We start from the raw sequence: 18131 nt of genomic DNA, 5'->3' as shown, positions 1-18131 counted from the left end.
CGCGAGGGAAACCGGGATGGGCCGGCTGGCCCATCCCTCGAGCATCAGCGTGATCCGGCGGCCATCCAGTCTTCCATCATCTGGTCGTAAGGCACGGTCTTGCCTTCCGGCATCTCGTTGTCGAGCTTGGCCTTGGGCGAACCCTCCTGCGAGAGCCAGTATTCCGGGTCGCGTTCTTCATTGAGCACCGGCGAGTAGGTCTCGAACACCCGCGCCCGCGCCAGGCGCGCCATGATGCTGTCGAGATCCGCGGCGAGATTATCCAGCGCCTCCTTCGGCGTGATATCGCCGCTGACCGCCGGGGCCAGGTTCTGCCACCACAACGGTGCCATGCGCGGATAGTCCGGCACGTTGGTGCTCGACGGCGTCCACATTGACTCGTTGGGGCTGCGGTAGAACTCCACCAGACCACCCAGCTTGGGTGCCATTTCGGTCATCTGCTCGGAGAAGACATCGGACTCACGAATCGGCGTGAGCCCGGCCATCAGTTTCTCCAGGGAGACCGTCTTGGCGGTGGTGAACTGCGCATACAGCCAGGCGGCAGTGCGGCGATCCTCGGGGGTGGAGTCGAAGAAGGTCCAGGAGCCCACGTCCTGATAGCCGACCTTCATGCCCTCTTCCCAGTAAGGACCGGTCGGTGAGGGCGCCATCCGCCACTTGGGATTGCCGTCCTCGTCGGTAACCGCCACGTCGGGCGAGGTCATGTCGGCGGTGAAGGCGGTGTACCAGAAGATCTGCTGGGCGATCTGGCCCTGCGCCGGGACCGGTCCGGCTTCACCGAAGGTCATGCCCTGGGCTTCGGGCGGCGCATAATCGCGCAGCCAGTCGACCATTTTGGTTACGGCGAACACCGAGGCCGGTGAGTTGGTGGCGCCACCGCGACTCACGCTGGCACCGACGGGCTCACTATCCTCGTTGACGCGAATGCCCCAGTCATCCACCGGGTTGCCGAAGGGCACGCCGGGGCTGCCCATGCCGGCCATGGAGAGCCAGGAGTCGTGGAAACGCCAGCCCAGCGACGGATCGCGGCGGCCATAATCCATATGGCCGTAGACCGTCTCGCCGTCGATCTCACCGACATGCTCGGTAAAGAACTCGGCGATGTCCTCGTAGGCCGTCCAGTTGGTCGGCACGCCCAGGTCGTAGCCGTAGATCTCGCGGAACTGCTCCTGGAGATCCTCGCGCTGGAACCAGTCATGGCGGAACCAGTAGAGGTTGGCGAACTGCTGGGTCGGCAACTGGTAGATGTTGCCATCCGGGCCGGTGGTGTACTGGATGCCGATGAAGTCGTCGAGGTCCAGGGTCGGCAGCGTGTAGTCGGCCCACTCGTTTTCCATTGCCTCGGAGAGGTTGATGGTGGTGCCGTAACGAATATGGGTGCCGATGGCATCCGAATCGTTGACATAACCATCGTAGATGTTGCGGCCCGACTGCATCTGGGTCTGCATGTTATTGACCACATCACCTTCGCCGATGATGTTGTGCGTGATGTCGATACCCGTCAGCTCGCTGAAGGCCTCGGCCAGCACGTCACGCTCGTAGACATGCGTGGTCAGGCCTTCGGAGACGACGTTGATTTCCATATCGCGGAATGGCTCGGCTGCCTGCGCGAACCACTCGAGCTCGGCAATCTGCTCGTCGCGAGTCAGCGTCGAATCCTGGAAGTGCTCATCGATCAAACGTTCGATGATGGCACTGGTATCGTGGTTATCGGCGTGCAGCGAGCCGCTTGCCATCATCACGCTGGCAGCCAGCAGAGAGAGTCGCATTCTTGTCGGTTTCATAATGACCTCTTCGTGTGTGTAGCTCGTCCGTGAGCAATTGACTCCATGGCTTTGCATCAGCCCCAGCGCATCAGTATCAATAACCAGAGCACCGATGCGCCCAGTGCCAACCAAATACTCAGCGGCGTGAAGCCCACCACCGCGAGATGGATGTATGCCGCTGACAACAGGCCGATAAACAGCCGATCCCCCCGCGTGGTCGAAATCGGCAAGAAGCCCTTGCGCTCGACCGTTGGCGACACCACTTCCCACATCGTCATGCCAGCGAGCATTGCCGCGATGGCAGAGAAGAAGATCGTCGTGGGTACTGTCCAGACCATCCATTCCATGACGCTTCCTCCCTCAGGTGCGGCCCAGGGCGAAGCCCTTGGCGATGTGGTTGCGGACGAAATAAACCACCAGGATGCCCGGCAGGATCGTCAGCACGCCGGCGGCGGCCAGCGTGCCCCAATCGATCCCCGAGGCCGTGGAGGTGCTGGTCATTACCGAGGCAATCGGCTGGGCTCCCGTCGAGGTCAAGGTGCTGGCCAGCAACAGCTCGACCCACGAGAACATGAACAGGAAAAACAGCGTGACGCCTATCCCTGAGCTGATCATGGGAATGAAGATCTTGACGAAGAATTTCGGAAAGCTGTAACCGTCGATGAAGGCCGTCTCGTCGATTTCCTTGGGCACACCGCTCATGAATCCTTCGAGAATCCAGATCGCCAACGGGATGTTGAACAGGCAATGCGCCAGCGCTACGGCAATGTGCGTATCGAAGAGCCCTACCGTGTAATAGAGCTGAAAGTACGGCAGCAGAAAGACCGCGGGCGGTGCCATGAGGTTGGTCAACAGCCAGAAGAACAGATGCTTGTCACCGATGAACCTGAACCGGCTGAAAGCGTAGGCCGCCGGCAGCGCCACCAGAATGCTGATGAACATGTTCATCACGACATAGGCGATCGAGTTCAGATAACCCATGTACCAGGTGGAGGTGGCGAATATCTTGCCGTAGTGCTCGAAGGTGAAATTCTTCGGCCACAGGGTCAGCCCGCCCAGGATCTCGGTATTTGACTGAAACGACATGTTAAGAAGCCAGTAGATGGGCAGCAGCACGAACACCAGATACAGGCCCATCAGCATCTTGGGACGCCACCGGCGCGAGACCGAACGTGATTTCCTTCTGCGACTGGCATCCGCTGCTGCTGCGCGCTGGCGAACCGCCGAGGGGGTATGGGGCATGGAATCCGTCATGTCAGACTCCCTCCTCTTGTTTTTCTTTCTGCATGTTCATGATCGCGGTGTAGAAGACCCAGCTGACCAGCAGGATGATCAGGAAGTAAATCAGTGAAAATGCCGCCGAGGGGCCGAGGTCCTGCTGGCCGATTGCCATGGTGGTCAGCGACTGACTGAGAAACGTCGTCGAGCTACCCGGCCCACCGCCGGTCAAGACGAAGGGTTCGGCATAAATCATGAAGGAGTGCATGAAGCGCAGCAGCACACCGATCACCAGCACATTGGTCAGCTTCGGCAGCTGGATGTAGCGAAATACCGACCATTTGGAAGCCCGGTCGATACGCGCCGCCTGATAATAGGCCTCGGGAATCGAGCGCAGTCCGCTGTAGCAAAGCAGAGCGATCAACGGCGTCCAGTGCCAGACGTCCATCAGGATGATGGTGCCCCAGGCATCCACGGCACTGCGCGTGATGTTGTAGTCGTACCCCAGCTCACGCAGGCCCCAGCCCATCAGGCCGATATCACCGCGGGTAAATAACTGCCAGATACTGCCAACCACGTTCCAGGGAATCAGCAGCGGCAAGGTCACCAGTATCAACACGGCCGAGGCCTGCCAGCCTTTCTTGGGCATGATCAATGCGATTCCGATACCCAGCGGCACCTCGATCGCCAGCACCGTCAAGGAGAATGCGAACTGGCGCAACAGGGCGGCCTGAAGCGTGGGATCGTTGAGCATCTGCGTAAACCATTCGGTCCCCGTGAAGAAACGGGTATTGGAGTCGAACACGTCCTGAACCGAATAATTCACGACTGTCATCAACGGAATGATCGCCGAGAAGGCGACAAGCGCCAGCATGGGCAATATCAGTAACCATGCCTTGTTGTCATAGACTTTATTCATGGTTTATCTCCACACGGTACTCATCGACATACATCCCGATGCGCTCTTGTGGAAAACGGATAAACGCCTTCCCTTTAGGTGTCGCTTGATCCTCATCGATACGGGCTTTGAGCAACACGTCACCAAAGCGCAGCGACAAAACTGAGTAAGTTCCCAGATCCTGGGCGCCGGTTACCTCCACCTCCATGCCACCGTCTATTGGCGTGTCATGCACTTCGATGAAGTCGGGGCGGATGCCCAGCTTGATATTGTCGGAATGCATATTGGCGATGATGTTGCAGATATGCTGCCCGACCGGCACCACATCATTGCCACTGAACAACTGGCCGTTACGCGCCCGGACATCGAGGAAGTTCATTCCCGGGCTACCGATGAAATAACCGACGAAGGTATGCGCCGGCTCCTCGAACAACTGGCGTGGAGTACCGAACTGCACCACCTGCCCTTCGTACATCACCGCGATCCTGTCGGCGAACGTCGAAGCTTCCAACTGGTCATGAGTCACGTAGACCATGGTGATATTGAAGCGCCGGTGAATTTCCTTGAGCTTACGACGCAGTTTCCATTTCAACTGGGGATCGATGACGGTCAGCGGCTCATCGAACAGAATTGCCGAGACATTCTCGCGAACCAGCCCGCGGCCCATGGACACTTTCTGCTTCTCATCGGCCGTCAGGTTCTTGGCCTTGCGCTTGAGCTGAGGGGTCAGTTCAAGAACCTCGGCGACTTCGAGCACCTTCTGGCGAATCTTCTCTTCGTCGATCCCCACGTTTCTCAGCGGAAAGGCAAGATTGTCGAACACCGTCATGGTGTCGTAGACCACCGGAAACTGAAAAACCTGCGCGATATTGCGCTGCTCGGGTGGCAGATCGTTGACGCGTTGGCCGTCGAAGAGCACCTCGCCACTGGAGGGCTGCAGCAAGCCGGAGATGATGTTCAACAGGGTCGATTTTCCGCAACCGGAAGGGCCCAGCAAGGCATAGGCGCCGCCCTGCTCCCATACGTGGTCCATCTCTCGGATGGCATAGTCCTCGGCAGAGGTCGGGTTCTTCAGGTAAGAATGCGCCAGGGTCTTGAGCGTGATTTCCGCCATGTCACATACCTCCCAGATGAGTGGGGATGTGAACGACCGCCCCTTGCCTGTCGAAGGCATAGACCTTGTGCGTCGGGAAGTAGAGCGATACCGGATCATCGGGGTCGAATTCGTGAACACCCTCGAGCAGCACCGTCATATGGAAGAGCTCGTTATGGACGTGCAGAAATGTCTCCGAGCCGCTGATTTCGGCAACGTCGACCGTCATCTCGACCTCGATGTCATCGGCCGCCTGGCGCTCCAGGGTGATATGCGAGGCACGAACCCCGAAACGGTAGTCCCCCGGCGCCAATGAGCGCAGGTCGTCGTTGATCGGGAAGCGGATGCGATTGTCGAAGCTCACCTCTGACCCTGCGATATTGCCTCGGACGATATTGATAGGTGGTTCGGAAAACATCTCGGCCGTCTGGATATCGCGCGGTCGGTGATAGACGTCTTCCGTACGCCCGTACTGCAGCAGCCGCCCCTCATGCAAGACAGCGGTGTTCCCGCCGAGCGCCAGGGCTTCCCCGGGCTCGGTGGTGGCATAGACGGCAATACAGTTGCGCTGACTGAACAGTGCGTTCAACTCCTCGCGCAACTCCTCGCGTAGCTTGTAGTCAAGGTTGACCAGCGGTTCATCGAAGAGGATGACGTCGGCATCCTTCACCAATGCCCGCCCCATGGCGGTACGCTGCTGCTGGCCACCGGATAGCTCGAGGGGAAAGCGATCTAGAAAATGTTCGATATGCAACATTTCGGCCGTTTCGCGAACACGTCGATCAATTTCCCCGACGCTGATCTTGGCCAGCCTCAGCGGAGACGCGATGTTCTCGTAGACGTTCAATGCCGGGTAATTGATGAACTGTTGATAGACCATTGACACATTGCGACGACGGACCGAGACGTTGGTAACATCCTCGCCATCCATCAGGATGCGCCCGCGGGTTGGTGCCTCCAGCCCCGCCATCAGGCGCATCAGCGTCGTCTTTCCGGCCAGGGTTCGCCCCAGCAGGACATTGAACGAACCCGGTGCGAGTTCAAGGTTGACGCCTTCAATGTGCGTGGCACCGTTGACCACATGATCGATGTTTTCAAGGATCAGGGACATTGTGTCCTCGTTGTCATCGTTGTTCTGCTGCGTTAGCGAAGGCTGCCGGGCTTTATAGAGTCAGGCCCGCCTGCCATGAATGCGAGTCAGTCAACTGTCACGGCAATGAACGGCGGTCTCGGTGAGACACTTGACGACACCACTAGCGGTAGGTGTTGAGAAGAGCAGCATGTTCGGTACCCGTATTGTCGTTATGAAGGGTCGGCATTCATGAGCGGTGGAAGGAGCTGCACGCCAGAATGTTCCTTTTCAACCATGAATAACCATAAATGTTCACTTTCGATAACGAGACTAGCCTAGCCGAGATTGCCGGGCAATGGGCAGAGCGACCGTAATGCCTTATACGATGGTCTATACAACGAGCCGACAGGAGAAGAATTCAAGGCAGGAAAGGTAGGAAGGCAAAGAAAATTCAGGAAGATAGGTCACAAAAGTCAAAAACGCAGGCTCGCTGCATTTTCGCAACCGATCATGACATGGGTTGTCAGGAAAACCCTCAGCCACGCTGACCCTTGAAGAGCCACCAGAACGCATGCCCCACCCCAGGCAACCATCCCAGAATCGTAAGCAGCCCATTAACAGCAATGCGCATACCTCCCCCGCCAGAGAGCCCCACTGCCAGAGGCGGCATCAAGATGGCTAGCATGAACAGGGCGAAACGTGGCGCGCCAGGTGTGCTGGCGACAGGTGACGCAGCCTCGTGGGCTTTGGGCGTCTGCTCATCACGGTCGACCCGCACAGCATCGCCGGCAGCAGGTGTAAAAGATTGCACAGCGCTCTGGTCGGAGTGCTCGACCGCTCGACGATGCGCCTCATGATCGATCTTCTGATCGAGCTGGTCGGCGGCATCGGCCAGAGCCTCATGGTGTTTTTCCCAATCTTCCCAATCATGCGGGGTCCCGGCATGGGGCGGTTTTCCTCCTGCCTCGCGCGCCCGGGCCCAAGCTTTCTCCTCCAATGTGTTGGGACGCTCCGGTTCGCGCCCAGCGTCGATCCCCTTGCGAGTCATGTATTCTCGAGCATCCATGTGACATCTCCTTCAAGCGTATCTCATCGCCAATGGCGGCATTGGCAATGACTCAGTGTGGCATATTGGAAATCTATGCCTGACGGGGGTTCCTTGGCCTCCGGACAATCCGAAAGTGAAACGTTGGCGGTTATCGATGTCCCTGTCATCATGCCTCAGACGTGTCGGCTATGCTGTACTCGAGGCCGGGTCAGGCACCCGGATACCGGCATCTATGCAGCTGAGGAGAAATGCGATGCTCAACAAGGCCCCTACCACCGTTCGCGAGATCATGTCGCGTGACTGCTATCGAGTGACCGGCAAGACCTCGATCTCGACTCTGGCCCAAGGCCTGGCGCTGCATCGCTTGCCGGGCGTTCCCGTCGTCGATGAGCGCGATCATCTTATCGGCTTCATTTCCGAGCAGGACGTGCTGGGCAAGGTCCTGGAAAGCTCTTACCTGAATGAGGAGCCACCGCTGGTCCGTGAGCTGATGCGCAATGAGGTATTGTCGGTCTCGCCCAACAAGAGCATCAGCGATCTGGCTCAGGAGATGCGCGGCGCAAAGCCCAAGGTCTATCCGGTCGTCGAACAGGACCGTCTGGTCGGTATCGTCACCCGCCGCGATGTACTGAGTGCCGTGCTGCGCATGCGCTACAGCTGAGCTGGCCTGCTATCTAAAAAACTCCTACCACTAGCCTAAAAGTTCGCCACTTGCCCAAAAGAAAGCCGCCTCGTGAAGAGGCGGCAAGCAAGGATCGAATAAGCTAGCCAAGTCAACAGTATTAGCGACTGCTATCGCACTGTTGGCCTGTACTAGGTCTGACAGCGCTTGACGCAAAAGTTCTCGCTGCGGCTGAATTTTTCTTCGAAGCTGCCAGACTGTTTCGTATGGGGCCGCCGACACAGCAGCATCGATCCACCGAAAGGGAAAACGCGACACGCCTTGCAAAGGCCAACGCCTTGGAATTACTATCAAAAAGCCTTGCGGGTGTAGCTCAATGGCAGAGCAGAAGCTTCCCAAGCTTAAGACGAGGGTTCGATTCCCTTCACCCGCTCCAATGGGCTGTACGAACACCCACGGATATCCCGCACGATCCCTCTGAAAGCCGCTAACTACCTGCATCTGTTGTCCAATCTTGCCCGGTCATTATCGGGCATAGCGCAAGGCAGCGTGTATGGGATAGTGTATGGGGTAAATCCAACCATACACGGCCAACATGAAACGCACCGCTATCAAACGCCGCCCGCTGGCCGACACCGTTCTGCAAACCCTTGAACCCGAAGCCAAAGAGTATCGGGAGAGCTACGGCGTGGATCGGCTGTACTTAGTGGTGTCGACCACGGGGCGTAAGCGCTGGGAGGTACGTTACAAAAAACCGGCCACAGATCGCTGGGCGTGGATGGGAATCGGTGGGTATCCGGACACCACAGCGAAGCGAGCTCGCCAGGAAGCGCAGCGAATCGCCGAGCTGGTGGCCGATGGCATAGACCCTGTCGAGTTCCGGCGCGGCGCCCAGGTGCACCCGTTCAAGGAGGTCATCGAGGCGTGGTATCAGGATAAGGTCGACAAGGGTCGCGCCGAGAAGACGCTCAAGGGGATCCGCTACTGGCGAGACAACGACGCCCTACCCGCTCTGGGATCCAAGCCGATCGACAAGATCACCCGCGGCGACTGCGCAAAGCTACAGGCGGCAATCGAGGAGCGCGGGGCCTATAATACGGCAGAGAAGTCGCGTACCTGGCTAAACCAGATTTTCGGGCGCGCCATCGCCATGGGGCACACCGAGAACAATCCGGCGAGCAACCTGACCGACATCGCCGCCCATCCACCGAAGGAACAGCGCTACCCTCACCTGGTGGAAAAGGATCTGCCGGAATTCCTGCGGGCCCTGGCCGACTCGCCGAGCAAGATGATCGTGCGCACGGCGGCATGGATGGTGGTGCGCACCGCCTCGAGGCCGGGCATGGTTCGTTGGGCTGAATGGGATGAGATTGAGGGAGATGTGTGGCGAGTGCCCGGGCAGAAAATGAAGATGCGCCGTGACCACGTGGTGCCATTACCACGCCAGGTGCTTGAGAATCTGAAGGCATTGCGACCCATGACAGGTCGCTCGCGCTATCTATTCCCGGGTGAAGGCGCCAAGTCGCCGGTCATCTCCGACATGGCTATCAACACTGCCTTTTCGCGGATCGGCTACCGGGGGCGAATGACGGGGCATGGATCGCGGCACACGGCAAAGACACTGCTCAGCGAGCACGGCTGGCCCGCTCAATGGACCGAGGCGCAGCTCGCTCACACGCCCAAGGGAATGGAAGGGATCTACAACCAGGCCGCTTACCTGGAGAATCGTCGGAGGATGATGCAGTGGTACAGCGACTACCTCGATGCGCTTGCCGGGGGTACCACCGATGGGGATTCTTCACCAGTACCCGGCGTATCGAACGAAACCGCCGCCCCCACGCTGTAAGATTTGCCATTCATGAAGGCTCATGAATCAACACTAATAAGCCGGCCCTATCATCCTGTTACTTTTAACCAATGGAGTACCCTAACCCCATTAGGGAACCGCATAACAATTCGGTCCTGTGCGATGCAAGCGCCAAATTGGCCCCCTCACCGCCTCAGCGGTCATTATCTGGTCCCTTCAGGTGGGTCTGTTTTTCGTGGCTGTCGAGTTATTCAGCGACCCGGCCGGGTTCAAGGCATATTGGTTCCATCAAAACGCTCTTGACATCGTGTGGCCCATACCAGGTTGCCGAGGGCGAATAGGGTGAATAGCTGCGCCTGGTGCTTGGCCAGTCCCTTGTAGCGCCCCTTCCGGTAGCCGATGAGGTTCTTGATGATATGAAACGGGTGCTCGACCTTGGCACAGATGCTGGCCTTGGCCTTCTCGATTGCCAGCAGCAGCGTTTTCATCGAGCTGTCGCCCATCTCCTTGTTGGCGCCGCGCTTGGCGGCAACTGTTGATTGTACTCATTTAATTTCCTTGTAACGCAATAGTGTATGACGCAGCGGAGCTTCACTTGTTTTCTAGCGATAAGGATTGGAACAATTGCGGGAATACGAATGGGCCATACTTCGCCATTAGCTCGAGAAGGGGAGGCATTCAAGGCGCGAGTCATAGGGGTATAGGGCCATCCAAGCTGACGCTGGCCAGGTCAAAATTTTTGGCCGCAGCAGCGCCAGGCACAAAAAAGCCGCCTCGAGGGCGGCTGAGTGGTGTGGTGCTTGGGCTAGCAACTAAAATTACCTTTCAGATTGCTCCGTTGTTGGTGGAACGTACATTGCTCGACGAGCCGCTGACATCCATCAGGTTACCGTGAATTACGCCAGACACGTCGGAGTCGATGCTGATCACATCATCCCCGCTCACTGAGGTGTTGCCGTACACATTGACCCGCTTGGAGTTGCGGAGAAGGATGGTTCCCTTCTCGATCTGGTTCCCGCCAATAGTCACACCGTTGACCTGACGATTGCTGATATACGCATCGTTGATCGCCCGCGGCTTGCCGCCATCGTCCAGGTTGCAATTGAAGTAGTTGTGCATGATGCGGGTCGAGGTCGATATCTCCTGGTCACGCTCGTAGAAGCTGCCCAGGCAGATTCCGTTGCGGACCTGCTGCATGTTGTTGCCCATCAGCTCCATCTGGCGGTGACGGTCGAGCAGGAAGCCGTTCCGATAGCCACGGATCTCGTTGCCGATGTAGCGCACGCCGTACCCGGAGGCCGAGCGAAAGCCATGCAGGCCACCTAGCCCGCCGCCGGTATTGCCGATGGCGGTGTTGTGCGACATCAGGATGTGCTGGGCGCCACCCTCGGTGCCAAAGCCAATCTGTCCGCGCAGCGCCAGGCAGTCCCGCACCGCGACCCGGAACGACGAATTCCAGAAATCCGAGTCGATCTCGTTGACGTAGTCACCAATGCCATACCCGGAGACGAACAGGCCATAGGAGCTCGGATCTTCGAAGCGCATGCGCTCGACCACGGCATCGATCAGACCATCCAAGCGCACCAGGGGACCGTCATCGGCGCGTGTTTTGTCTGCCCCGACGAGGCCGAAGTCAGCCAGATAGCAGCCCTGCCCGATCTCGCCGTTGCGACTGGCCGTCAGGCGCATCGCATAGAACTTGTCGTCGTCCCATTGGTCGGTCGGGCAATCGATGGTGGTGTCGTGCATGCCACGCCCGACGAGCCGCTGACCGGAGTGTAGGTAGACCGTATTGTCGATGGCCCAGTATTCCTCGTCGATGAAGCCGGTGACGTTGTCGCTAGCGCAGTTGTCAATGAACTGTTGCAGGCGATCACGGCCGACAGACGCATCATCGGTCGCCTTGATGTCCATCTGCTTGTTGCTGACCTGGCGGCCGACGACGTTGATCACCGGGCCGGTGCCACTGCCACTGCCACCGCCACCGCCTGATTCGCCCTTGGGGCCACGCGGGCCGGCAGGACCCATCGGACCTTCAGGACCCATGGGGCCTTCAGGACCCCTGGCCGGATCGGTGGGCTCTTCGGGCTTCGGCACTGGCTCAGGTTTCGGCTCAGGTTTCGGCTCAGGTTTCGGCTCGGGCTCTGGTTCCGGCTTCGGCTCGGGCTCTGGCTCAGGTTTCGGCTCAGGTTTCGGCTCGGGTTTCGGCTCAGGTTTCGGCTCGGGTTTCGGCTCGGGCTTGGGCTCCTCGCCGACCACGCCACCCGGCAGCGGGGCGGCATCGCCATCACTGCCGTACGCCAGGTAGGCGATGTCCATTGTGCGCTCAGGAGATGCTGTCAGAACGAAGGCAAGACCCGGCACCACGGGCGAGGAACTCTTCCAGGTGATGGTCTTCGCCTTGGCATCGGCACGTTTCTTGGCACCGAAATCGGGGGCTTTCATGTCAGCCGCCCACATCTGCAACTCGACGGTGTCACCCTTACGGCGCATCGCCACCCAAGTCCAGCCTGGCTGGCTGGTGCCATGGGCGAAATTGACCTCAGTTTTCAGGTCGCCGTTCCAGGCACGCAGGGTCGCATCGACCGGGTTGTTGCGCAGGCCGCCGATGATGGCATTGCCGCTTTTATCACTGAATGCCAGCGCAGCGATGTGATCGCTGTCTCTGGGGCGATAGATCAGCGCGACGAGGTCGTACGCCTTGCTCGCGACGGGGTCGGCCAGGGCGTAGAGATTGACAGTCGAGCCACCAGTACAGTCGTAGCGCAGCACGCTACCCCCCGGCGTGCCGGACTGTGCGATAACACTTGTGTCCACGCTACCCACCACACGGGTCATTGACGTGGTGAAATCACCTTTGCCGTCAAACCTGTTGATTCCTGTCGTCATTACGAAGTCCTCTACTCAGTGTGTTCGCTTTGAATCGAAGGCGCTCTATCACCACGGCGCCCAGCGAACGGTCATAAAAAAGCCCGCACGAAGGCGGGCAAGTGTGATCTTGGCGCTTAAGGCCAAGCTTTTGAGTGAGCGGCTAACTGTCTGTCTCGTTCACAATTCGCCAGCCCCACTCGGTGAATTACTTATAGGAAATGTGTCGTCGCAAGCAGCCAGAACACCTTCTGGCGCTGACCCACACAGATACCAGCATGTAACAGAAGCGCTGGATGATCCGGGGGTGTCATTCGTCGGTGCCCGCATCGCTAGCGAGGATCACCTCCACGGCCGCCCGATCGGCGTTGGCGCGGCGTCTCAATTTTTCGTAATCAGCGATCAGCGCCAGCAGGTCGCGGTGATTGATCATGCTCACCCCCGGGGGCTCCAGCGGCGCCGTCAGGTGATGCGGCACCGTCGGCGTCACCATGATCGGTACCGTTCGTATCTCGGAGGCGGCGCAGCCAGTCATCAACAGCAGTAGGCACAGGCTCAGCAGCCCAATCATGAAACGCGGCATCGTCGTCTCCCATATTGTCAAGGGCCTGAAGATGCCCGTGAATTTCGGTTTGAGCGCTGGCCAGGTCCTGCTCGCGCTGCTCGAGAGCGCCCACCAGCTGGCGGGCGTTCTTACGGCGCCACTCCAGCGCGCTCTCCAGGGCGGCGACCTCTCCCCGGGTGCTTATCAGTTCGGCCTGGGCCGCATCGCGCTGGGCGGTGACCCGCTCCCATTGCAGCCAGCCCAGGCCAGCGAGGATGGCGGCCAACAGGCCGGCCCATACCCAGACCGGTACCAATCGCAATAACGCCATTAGGGCAGTCCTTCCAGTTTGCAGTAACGCCATTACGACAGCCCTTCTTGTTTGATAACACGCGCCACCGCCGCGGCCACGGCCGTCGCCGAAGCGATCGACGCGAACACGCCTTCGGGAACCATCCCCTGCCACACCGGCAGGATCGCCTCGACGGCGCCCAGTGCAGCCGATGCAATCGCCAAACGGATGCTCCATAGCTTCATCGCATTACGAGATTTAGGAATTAACTGCATTACGACTCCTCCTCCGCTCGATTTGTGTTGCGGGCGATCTGGAACAGCAACCGATTCGTCTCGACGTTCTGCGCCTGTATTCGCATTTCCAGCTTATCGAGGCGCTCACGAATGGCTTTTATATCGTCTTGGTGCCGGCGAAAGAGAAAACTCGCGAGCGTAAAGATTCCCATTATCAAGACCCCGAGCGCCCATCGCAGGACGCTCGGGGTCTGAGTAAAAATCATATCCCAGACATCGGGCATCTTATCCATGGGGTCCTCACTAGCCTCTGTGATCCTCAGCACGCCCGCCAGCCTGGCGGTAAACGCTCTCCAACTCGTCGATCGCCACTTCTCGCTGGCCGTAACCGGCACCGGGCAAGCTCGCCCAGATCGCGCTGCAAGCATCAATGGCCTCTTTTAGCTGGTCGTCTTTCACCAAGCGAAGGGCACGGCACTGACGGATCAGCTGGATAGCGCCAGCATCCTGATTGGCCGGGGAGAAGTCGCGATAGCCGAAGCGGCGAACCAGATCGTCCCAGGTGCTGATGAGAAACTGGTACCGCCCGGCGGCCGTGGACGAGATCCCATAGCGCGGCAGATGGATGCTTTGGCGCGGGTGATCGTCATAGCCGTGGAAGACACCGCCGCCGACGATCACGTTGTAACCATCCTGCGAACCAAAGCCAGTCGTGCCTTCGGCATGCGCCAGCATGTGCAAGAATGCCGACACGTTGCCCACGCGCGTATCGACGGGCGCCGGAGGCTCAAACGGCAGTAACTCAGCCTCCGCATACCAATGGGCAGGAGGATAGGCAGGCATAGCATCATCCTAGGGAAAGGCCCCGCGGGCGGAGCAAGGCACAAGGTGGCCCACGTTCGAAAAGGGGATGGCCGTCCTTGGCAGGGGCAAACGCAAACGCCCCACCGGGCGACCGGCAGGGCGTTGTAGTGAACTGCGTTTGGCGTCTAAATCGTCAATCTATACATATGGTAGCTCAGCCGTAGAGAAAACACAAGATGTTGATTCATCGCTCACTGACTTTCGTAATTTAAGGCGCGCCGACTTGGCTGCATCCTTCAGCGCCTGGGCGTTATCGAACATCCCCGCCGCCGCGCCAGGCGGCCACCCCAGGTATTGCACCCAAGGCCGGGGATTAGCCACGATCTGCTCGTAGCTCATGCCGCGGGGGCCATTGCAGCGGCGATCGCCCTTGGCGGTCTGGATCAGTACCGCCACCCGCTGGCGGAAGGTCAGGCCGGAAGCTTCGATAATGCGCCGCACCACTTGGTGCGCCTGGTGGTTCGCGATGCCGCGGTGGTAAAGGTCGGCCAGTGGTTCCCTCGCCTTGGCTGTGCCACCCGCCGGCTCGCCGATGCGCGCCGTGGAGCTGATGTTGTGGTAACCCTGCAGGTGCTCGTCCCCATAGAGCGTGCGTCGCTCGACCTCCATATCCAGCAGCCGCGCAACAAAGGAACGCGCCGCCTCGTCGGTGTACTCAGGATGGCTGGTCTGCGCCAGCTGCCCATGCTTACGCAAGCTCAACCGCTGATAGTCCACGCTCGCCCCTCTTTCAGCCCGGGGTGTCTTCATTGCTAGTGCTGGCATGCCCATTGCGCTCTCCTCGTTCTATTCGTTGCGTGCCTGGCGGCACCTCGCGAAATTTTTAACCGACCGTATCCACCGAGGCCATGCTCTCCGGCCGGCCTGTGTATTACTGCAAAAGCCGCTTCGCCTCTCCCGGCAGCGGATCAGCGCCGCCTGCTCCTGCCTTCTCAAACCATCGGCCGAGCGTACGTGGTGCCATCCCTTGTTCCGCGAGCGCTTGCGACGTGGTTTGCCGGCCGAGGGGTGGATGCCCCAGCTCATGCCACTACCTCTCGCGCTTCGATCAGTGTCAGCCGGCCGGTGTGGAATCCCCCGGTGTCGATGTAATGGACGTTGCCCAGGGTCTCCGGTTGGTCGTAGGCCTGGTCTTCCAACGGATGATTGGCTTCAGTCATCGACCACCTCCTATTAAGTTCGCCAGCCAGCCGAGATGTTTGCCGATGGCGTAACTGATATGCGCTACGCCTTGGACGAACTTGGCATCGAACCAGTAATTGTCCTGTTCGAGTTCAAAAGCGTATCGGTAGAGTTGCGTTGCACGCTGGAATCGCCGCATACCTGCCTCGTAAAGCCAATCACTCATCGAAATGCCCTCCCAGGTGCGGCGCGGCTGCCGGCGCGACAGCCCCGACACTGCTTGTGATCAATGCGCCGCGGGCGGCGCGGGTCGTGGTCAAGCTGTACCGACTCCGAGAAATGCCCGTGCGGGCGGCATACGCCACAACCCGGGCACAGCCGGCTCGAGGGACGTGTCAGCGGTGCGGTGCTCATTGCTTTGCTACCTCCGGCTCATCTTTCTTGCTCCTGCCAAGGGCCAACACCTGCTTGGCGGGCTTGCCCACCGTGCCCACTACATCGATCAGCCCTAGGGCGAGCAGCTCATGGCAACGCGGGCAAATCGTTTGCAGCGAGAGTCCGGAATAGTCGGCGAGCTGCTGGCGCGTGGCTGGCCCAAGCTGGCGCAGGACATCAAGGACTCGCTGCTGTTGCGCGCTGGCTCGGCCGGAGCGGCGCACCTCGTCAAATCCTTCACGCTTGACCTCGTTGCTGGTTGGTTGCATTACGGCGGTGACGGTCATGTCAGGTCCTCCCCAGTGCGGCACGCATGGACCGTAGGCCCTGGGCACCACTCATCGAATGCGGCAGGCCCGCGGCCTCCGCCTGCTGTTGTGCTTGCTCACGCCCTGCCCGCGCGGCCAGTTCCGCCACGCTGCGCTGGCGGTCGCTCTCGAGCAGCTGGCGCGGTGTCAGGTCCTCCCCCGCCATCACCCGGTTGACCAGGGCGCCGTAGTGCTTGGCGAAGCGGCGCTCGAGGCGATCGACCCGGCTTGGCACCACGCGAGCAATCTCCCACCAGCCCACGGCACTGCCGGCCAGGCGCACCGCCTCGTGACTCCAGCGATGGTCGGCGGGATGATGGGCGTGAGCGCTCACCTCGGCCCAGGCCTCAGCGGTGGCCGTCATGCCGAAGTCCGCCGGCTGCGGCGCCAGCAGCGCGACCAGGGCCGGGATCGTCGGCGGCCAGGTACTGCCCCCGCGCTTGAGTTCGCTCATTCCGCGTTCCAGCACCTGCCGGGTCGGCAGCGTCGGCCAGCGGGCCAGTTCCTGCGCCAGCTCGCGGCGGCTCAGTTTGAGCAGGTCCGCACTCGGGAACGCACTCGAGAACGTCCTCGGGAAGATCGCCTCAAGCCGGGTGAACACCTGGCTGACCAGCGCCGTGATTTCCTCCTTGCGCTCCGGGCTCAGCGTCGTCGTCGGGCCACATGCCGTCGGCCCAGCTTTGGTCGTGCGGGTTGGCGAGCTGTTCGGCGATGCGGTCGCGCTCAAGGTTGCGGTCGTATCCGCCAGCAGCTGGTTGGCGTTGCGCATGGGGGATTCCTCCGGTAGCGGGTGAGGCGGCGCGCAGATCGTTGCGCAGCCAGTCGACAAGCTTGGCCGTCCACGCCGTGGCGCTGTGCTGGCGCGCCGGGTGATCGGCGTGGTGGGCGGTGAACTTGGCCAGCTGGTGGGGGGCGGCCGTCAGATCGTCAGGCAGGCCGGCACGCTGACAGGCCATGGCCAGTTGCTCGGGGTCGGGCTGCCAGTCCAGGGTCATCGGGTGACGGCGGGGCTGGCTCGGCGGTGGGGGGCCGTCGTCAGTCTGCTGAGCGGCACGCTCGAACACGTTCGGCTCGCTCGCGCCAGAGAGAGGGGGTACTCTCTGTAGTAGTCTCTGTAAGAAATCTCCGTTCGGGCAGTTCTGTGCACTCCCGTTGGGGGATTGTTGATTCTCCGCTTGGGCGTTTTCAGTTTCTCTCGATGGGAGATTGTGGGAATCATCAGGGTTTGCGGGATGTTCTGGCGGCTCGTCATCGCTCAGCGCCTCGGCCAACCGGTGGGCCAGTGCCTCGGTATTCACCCAGTACCAGGTCTTCGCGGGGACACCCTTGCGCACCTCCTCGAGGACCCCGATCCGGATCAGCTGACGGCGAGCGGTCACCTGCTGCTTGGCACTCATGCCGGTTTCGGCTTCCCAGCTGTCGCTCTCGCCCTGCTGCTCTTTCCAGAACCAGCCATCCCGTCGGCGAGCGGTGGGCGTGTTGCAGAGGAACAGCGCCTGGCTCAGGAAGATCGCCGCCGCCACGGTCACCCCGGGCAGCTTGGTGAAAATAGGCTGATAGGCCACCGGGCGACCCAGCAGCGACGGCAGCATGGCGGCAGTGATGCATGTCATACCCGCTGCCCCTCGACCTGCGCCAGCTCGCCACGGCACTGCTGGGCCAGTTGCAAGTGATCACGCCGCGCCCACTCGAACTCGCCGCGCATCCCGCGGTGAAGGTAGGCGGAGAGGGCGTGAAGTTCGGCCATCGCGATGTGGTATCGCGCCCGGTGACGACGAGCGCCAGCGTGATCGTTACCGCACTCGTCGGCCTTGATCTCGAGCTCGAGTCGATGGCTCTCTTCGATCAGCGCCGCGCGGCACTTCGATAAGGGCGTAGTTTCGGCGTAGTTCATGTTCTCTCCAGCAGGCGTGGAAATAGCGAGGTGGCTACAGGCGT

The 18131-nt window shown here is 60.1% G+C and carries 22 protein-coding genes, 1 tRNA gene and 1 pseudogene; 4 read left to right on the top strand and 20 right to left on the bottom strand.

Going from position 1 to position 18131, the window contains the following annotated elements:
* Nucleotides 1–44: 44 nt before the first annotated feature.
* The 7 genes from BM341_RS14505 to BM341_RS14475 all read right to left on the bottom strand — a co-directional run bounded on the left by BM341_RS14505 (nucleotide 45) and on the right by BM341_RS14475 (nucleotide 7113).
* Nucleotides 45–1784, bottom strand: a complete 1740-nt coding sequence (locus tag BM341_RS14505) for an ABC transporter substrate-binding protein (RefSeq protein ID WP_089796785.1) — start codon at nucleotides 1782–1784, stop codon at nucleotides 45–47.
* Nucleotides 1785–1840: 56 nt separating this feature from the next.
* On the bottom strand, nucleotides 1841–2113 hold the full coding sequence (locus BM341_RS14500) for a DUF2160 domain-containing protein (protein WP_089796784.1): 273 nt from the start codon (nucleotides 2111–2113) through the stop codon (nucleotides 1841–1843).
* Between the two features lie 13 nt (nucleotides 2114–2126).
* Nucleotides 2127–3020 carry a carbohydrate ABC transporter permease gene (locus BM341_RS14495; protein ID WP_089796783.1) on the bottom strand — a complete coding sequence of 298 codons (894 nt, stop codon included), beginning with the start codon at nucleotides 3018–3020 and terminating at the stop codon, nucleotides 2127–2129.
* Nucleotide 3021: 1 nt separating this feature from the next.
* The gene (locus BM341_RS14490; RefSeq protein ID WP_089796782.1) at nucleotides 3022–3903 is read right to left on the bottom strand and encodes a carbohydrate ABC transporter permease; all 882 of its coding nucleotides are present in this window, start codon (nucleotides 3901–3903) and stop codon (nucleotides 3022–3024) included.
* On the bottom strand, nucleotides 3896–4996 hold the full coding sequence (locus tag BM341_RS14485) for an ABC transporter ATP-binding protein (protein ID WP_089796781.1): 1101 nt from the start codon (nucleotides 4994–4996) through the stop codon (nucleotides 3896–3898). Before BM341_RS14485 ends, BM341_RS14490 begins: the two co-directional genes overlap by 8 nt.
* A gap of 1 nt (nucleotide 4997) precedes the next feature.
* The gene (locus BM341_RS14480) at nucleotides 4998–6086 is read right to left on the bottom strand and encodes an ABC transporter ATP-binding protein (protein ID WP_089796780.1); all 1089 of its coding nucleotides are present in this window, start codon (nucleotides 6084–6086) and stop codon (nucleotides 4998–5000) included.
* Between the two features lie 496 nt (nucleotides 6087–6582).
* On the bottom strand, nucleotides 6583–7113 hold the full coding sequence (locus BM341_RS14475; RefSeq protein ID WP_089796779.1) for a YqaE/Pmp3 family membrane protein: 531 nt from the start codon (nucleotides 7111–7113) through the stop codon (nucleotides 6583–6585).
* 235 nt (nucleotides 7114–7348) lie between these two features.
* On the opposite strand from BM341_RS14475, the gene BM341_RS14470 reads away from it, so the two are divergent.
* The 3 genes from BM341_RS14470 to BM341_RS14460 all read left to right on the top strand — a co-directional run bounded on the left by BM341_RS14470 (nucleotide 7349) and on the right by BM341_RS14460 (nucleotide 9563).
* Nucleotides 7349–7756 (top strand): CBS domain-containing protein, encoded by a 408-nt coding sequence (locus BM341_RS14470; RefSeq protein ID WP_089796778.1) that lies wholly within the window; start codon nucleotides 7349–7351, stop codon nucleotides 7754–7756.
* Nucleotides 7757–8079: 323 nt separating this feature from the next.
* Nucleotides 8080–8153: transfer RNA gene (locus tag BM341_RS14465), tRNA-Gly, on the top strand.
* Nucleotides 8154–8312: 159 nt separating this feature from the next.
* Nucleotides 8313–9563, top strand: a complete 1251-nt coding sequence (locus tag BM341_RS14460) for a tyrosine-type recombinase/integrase (RefSeq protein WP_089796777.1) — start codon at nucleotides 8313–8315, stop codon at nucleotides 9561–9563.
* 230 nt (nucleotides 9564–9793) lie between these two features.
* Here BM341_RS14460 and BM341_RS14455 read toward each other — a convergent pair.
* The 3 genes and pseudogenes from BM341_RS14455 to BM341_RS14445 form a co-directional block, all read right to left on the bottom strand.
* A pseudogene (locus tag BM341_RS14455) lies at nucleotides 9794–10057 on the bottom strand (IS5/IS1182 family transposase); the annotation flags it as partial.
* Between the two features lie 292 nt (nucleotides 10058–10349).
* Complete coding sequence (locus tag BM341_RS14450) at nucleotides 10350–12413, bottom strand: right-handed parallel beta-helix repeat-containing protein (protein ID WP_089796776.1); 2064 nt, start codon at nucleotides 12411–12413, stop codon at nucleotides 10350–10352.
* 289 nt (nucleotides 12414–12702) lie between these two features.
* Nucleotides 12703–12975 (bottom strand): hypothetical protein, encoded by a 273-nt coding sequence (locus BM341_RS14445; RefSeq protein ID WP_139233024.1) that lies wholly within the window; start codon nucleotides 12973–12975, stop codon nucleotides 12703–12705.
* Between BM341_RS14445 and BM341_RS14440 the strand changes: the two genes are divergently transcribed.
* Nucleotides 12962–13261, top strand: coding sequence for a hypothetical protein (locus tag BM341_RS14440; RefSeq protein ID WP_089796774.1), 300 nt, complete (start codon nucleotides 12962–12964; stop codon nucleotides 13259–13261). The two genes, BM341_RS14445 and BM341_RS14440, sit on opposite strands and share 14 nt — an antisense overlap.
* A gap of 38 nt (nucleotides 13262–13299) precedes the next feature.
* On the opposite strand, the gene BM341_RS14435 is transcribed toward BM341_RS14440, so the two are convergent.
* From BM341_RS14435 to BM341_RS19065, 10 genes are all read right to left on the bottom strand, one after another.
* On the bottom strand, nucleotides 13300–13503 hold the full coding sequence (locus tag BM341_RS14435; protein ID WP_089796773.1) for a DUF7940 domain-containing protein: 204 nt from the start codon (nucleotides 13501–13503) through the stop codon (nucleotides 13300–13302).
* The gene (locus tag BM341_RS14430) at nucleotides 13503–13757 is read right to left on the bottom strand and encodes a hypothetical protein (protein ID WP_089796772.1); all 255 of its coding nucleotides are present in this window, start codon (nucleotides 13755–13757) and stop codon (nucleotides 13503–13505) included. The genes BM341_RS14435 and BM341_RS14430 overlap by 1 nt, the downstream gene beginning before the upstream one ends.
* 10 nt (nucleotides 13758–13767) lie before the next feature.
* A complete protein-coding gene (locus tag BM341_RS14425) occupies nucleotides 13768–14307 on the bottom strand; it encodes a glycoside hydrolase family 24 protein (protein WP_089796771.1) in 540 nt (179 codons plus the stop codon).
* Nucleotides 14308–14466: 159 nt separating this feature from the next.
* Nucleotides 14467–15093 (bottom strand): hypothetical protein, encoded by a 627-nt coding sequence (locus BM341_RS14420; protein ID WP_139233023.1) that lies wholly within the window; start codon nucleotides 15091–15093, stop codon nucleotides 14467–14469.
* A gap of 257 nt (nucleotides 15094–15350) precedes the next feature.
* Complete coding sequence (locus BM341_RS19070; protein WP_245784286.1) at nucleotides 15351–15488, bottom strand: hypothetical protein; 138 nt, start codon at nucleotides 15486–15488, stop codon at nucleotides 15351–15353.
* Entirely contained in the window at nucleotides 15485–15676 is a 192-nt protein-coding gene (locus BM341_RS14415) for a hypothetical protein (RefSeq protein WP_139233022.1), read from the bottom strand. Before BM341_RS14415 ends, BM341_RS19070 begins: the two co-directional genes overlap by 4 nt.
* 184 nt (nucleotides 15677–15860) lie before the next feature.
* A complete protein-coding gene (locus BM341_RS14410) occupies nucleotides 15861–16172 on the bottom strand; it encodes a helix-turn-helix domain-containing protein (protein WP_089796768.1) in 312 nt (103 codons plus the stop codon).
* A gap of 1 nt (nucleotide 16173) precedes the next feature.
* Complete coding sequence (locus BM341_RS14405) at nucleotides 16174–16794, bottom strand: replication protein P (RefSeq protein WP_089796767.1); 621 nt, start codon at nucleotides 16792–16794, stop codon at nucleotides 16174–16176.
* Nucleotides 16778–17806: a DnaT-like ssDNA-binding domain-containing protein gene (locus tag BM341_RS14400; RefSeq protein WP_089796766.1), complete on the bottom strand. Its 1029-nt coding sequence runs from the start codon at nucleotides 17804–17806 to the stop codon at nucleotides 16778–16780. The genes BM341_RS14405 and BM341_RS14400 overlap by 17 nt, the downstream gene beginning before the upstream one ends.
* The gene (locus BM341_RS19065) at nucleotides 17803–18087 is read right to left on the bottom strand and encodes a hypothetical protein (RefSeq protein WP_139233021.1); all 285 of its coding nucleotides are present in this window, start codon (nucleotides 18085–18087) and stop codon (nucleotides 17803–17805) included. The genes BM341_RS14400 and BM341_RS19065 overlap by 4 nt, the downstream gene beginning before the upstream one ends.
* Between the last annotated feature and the right edge of the window lie 44 nt (nucleotides 18088–18131).

The organism is Halomonas korlensis (assembly GCF_900116705.1).
GTDB classification, from domain to species: domain Bacteria; phylum Pseudomonadota; class Gammaproteobacteria; order Pseudomonadales; family Halomonadaceae; genus Halomonas; species Halomonas korlensis.
The sequence above is the reverse complement of the archived record's forward strand: the minus strand, read 5'-3'. Positions and strand labels throughout refer to the sequence as shown.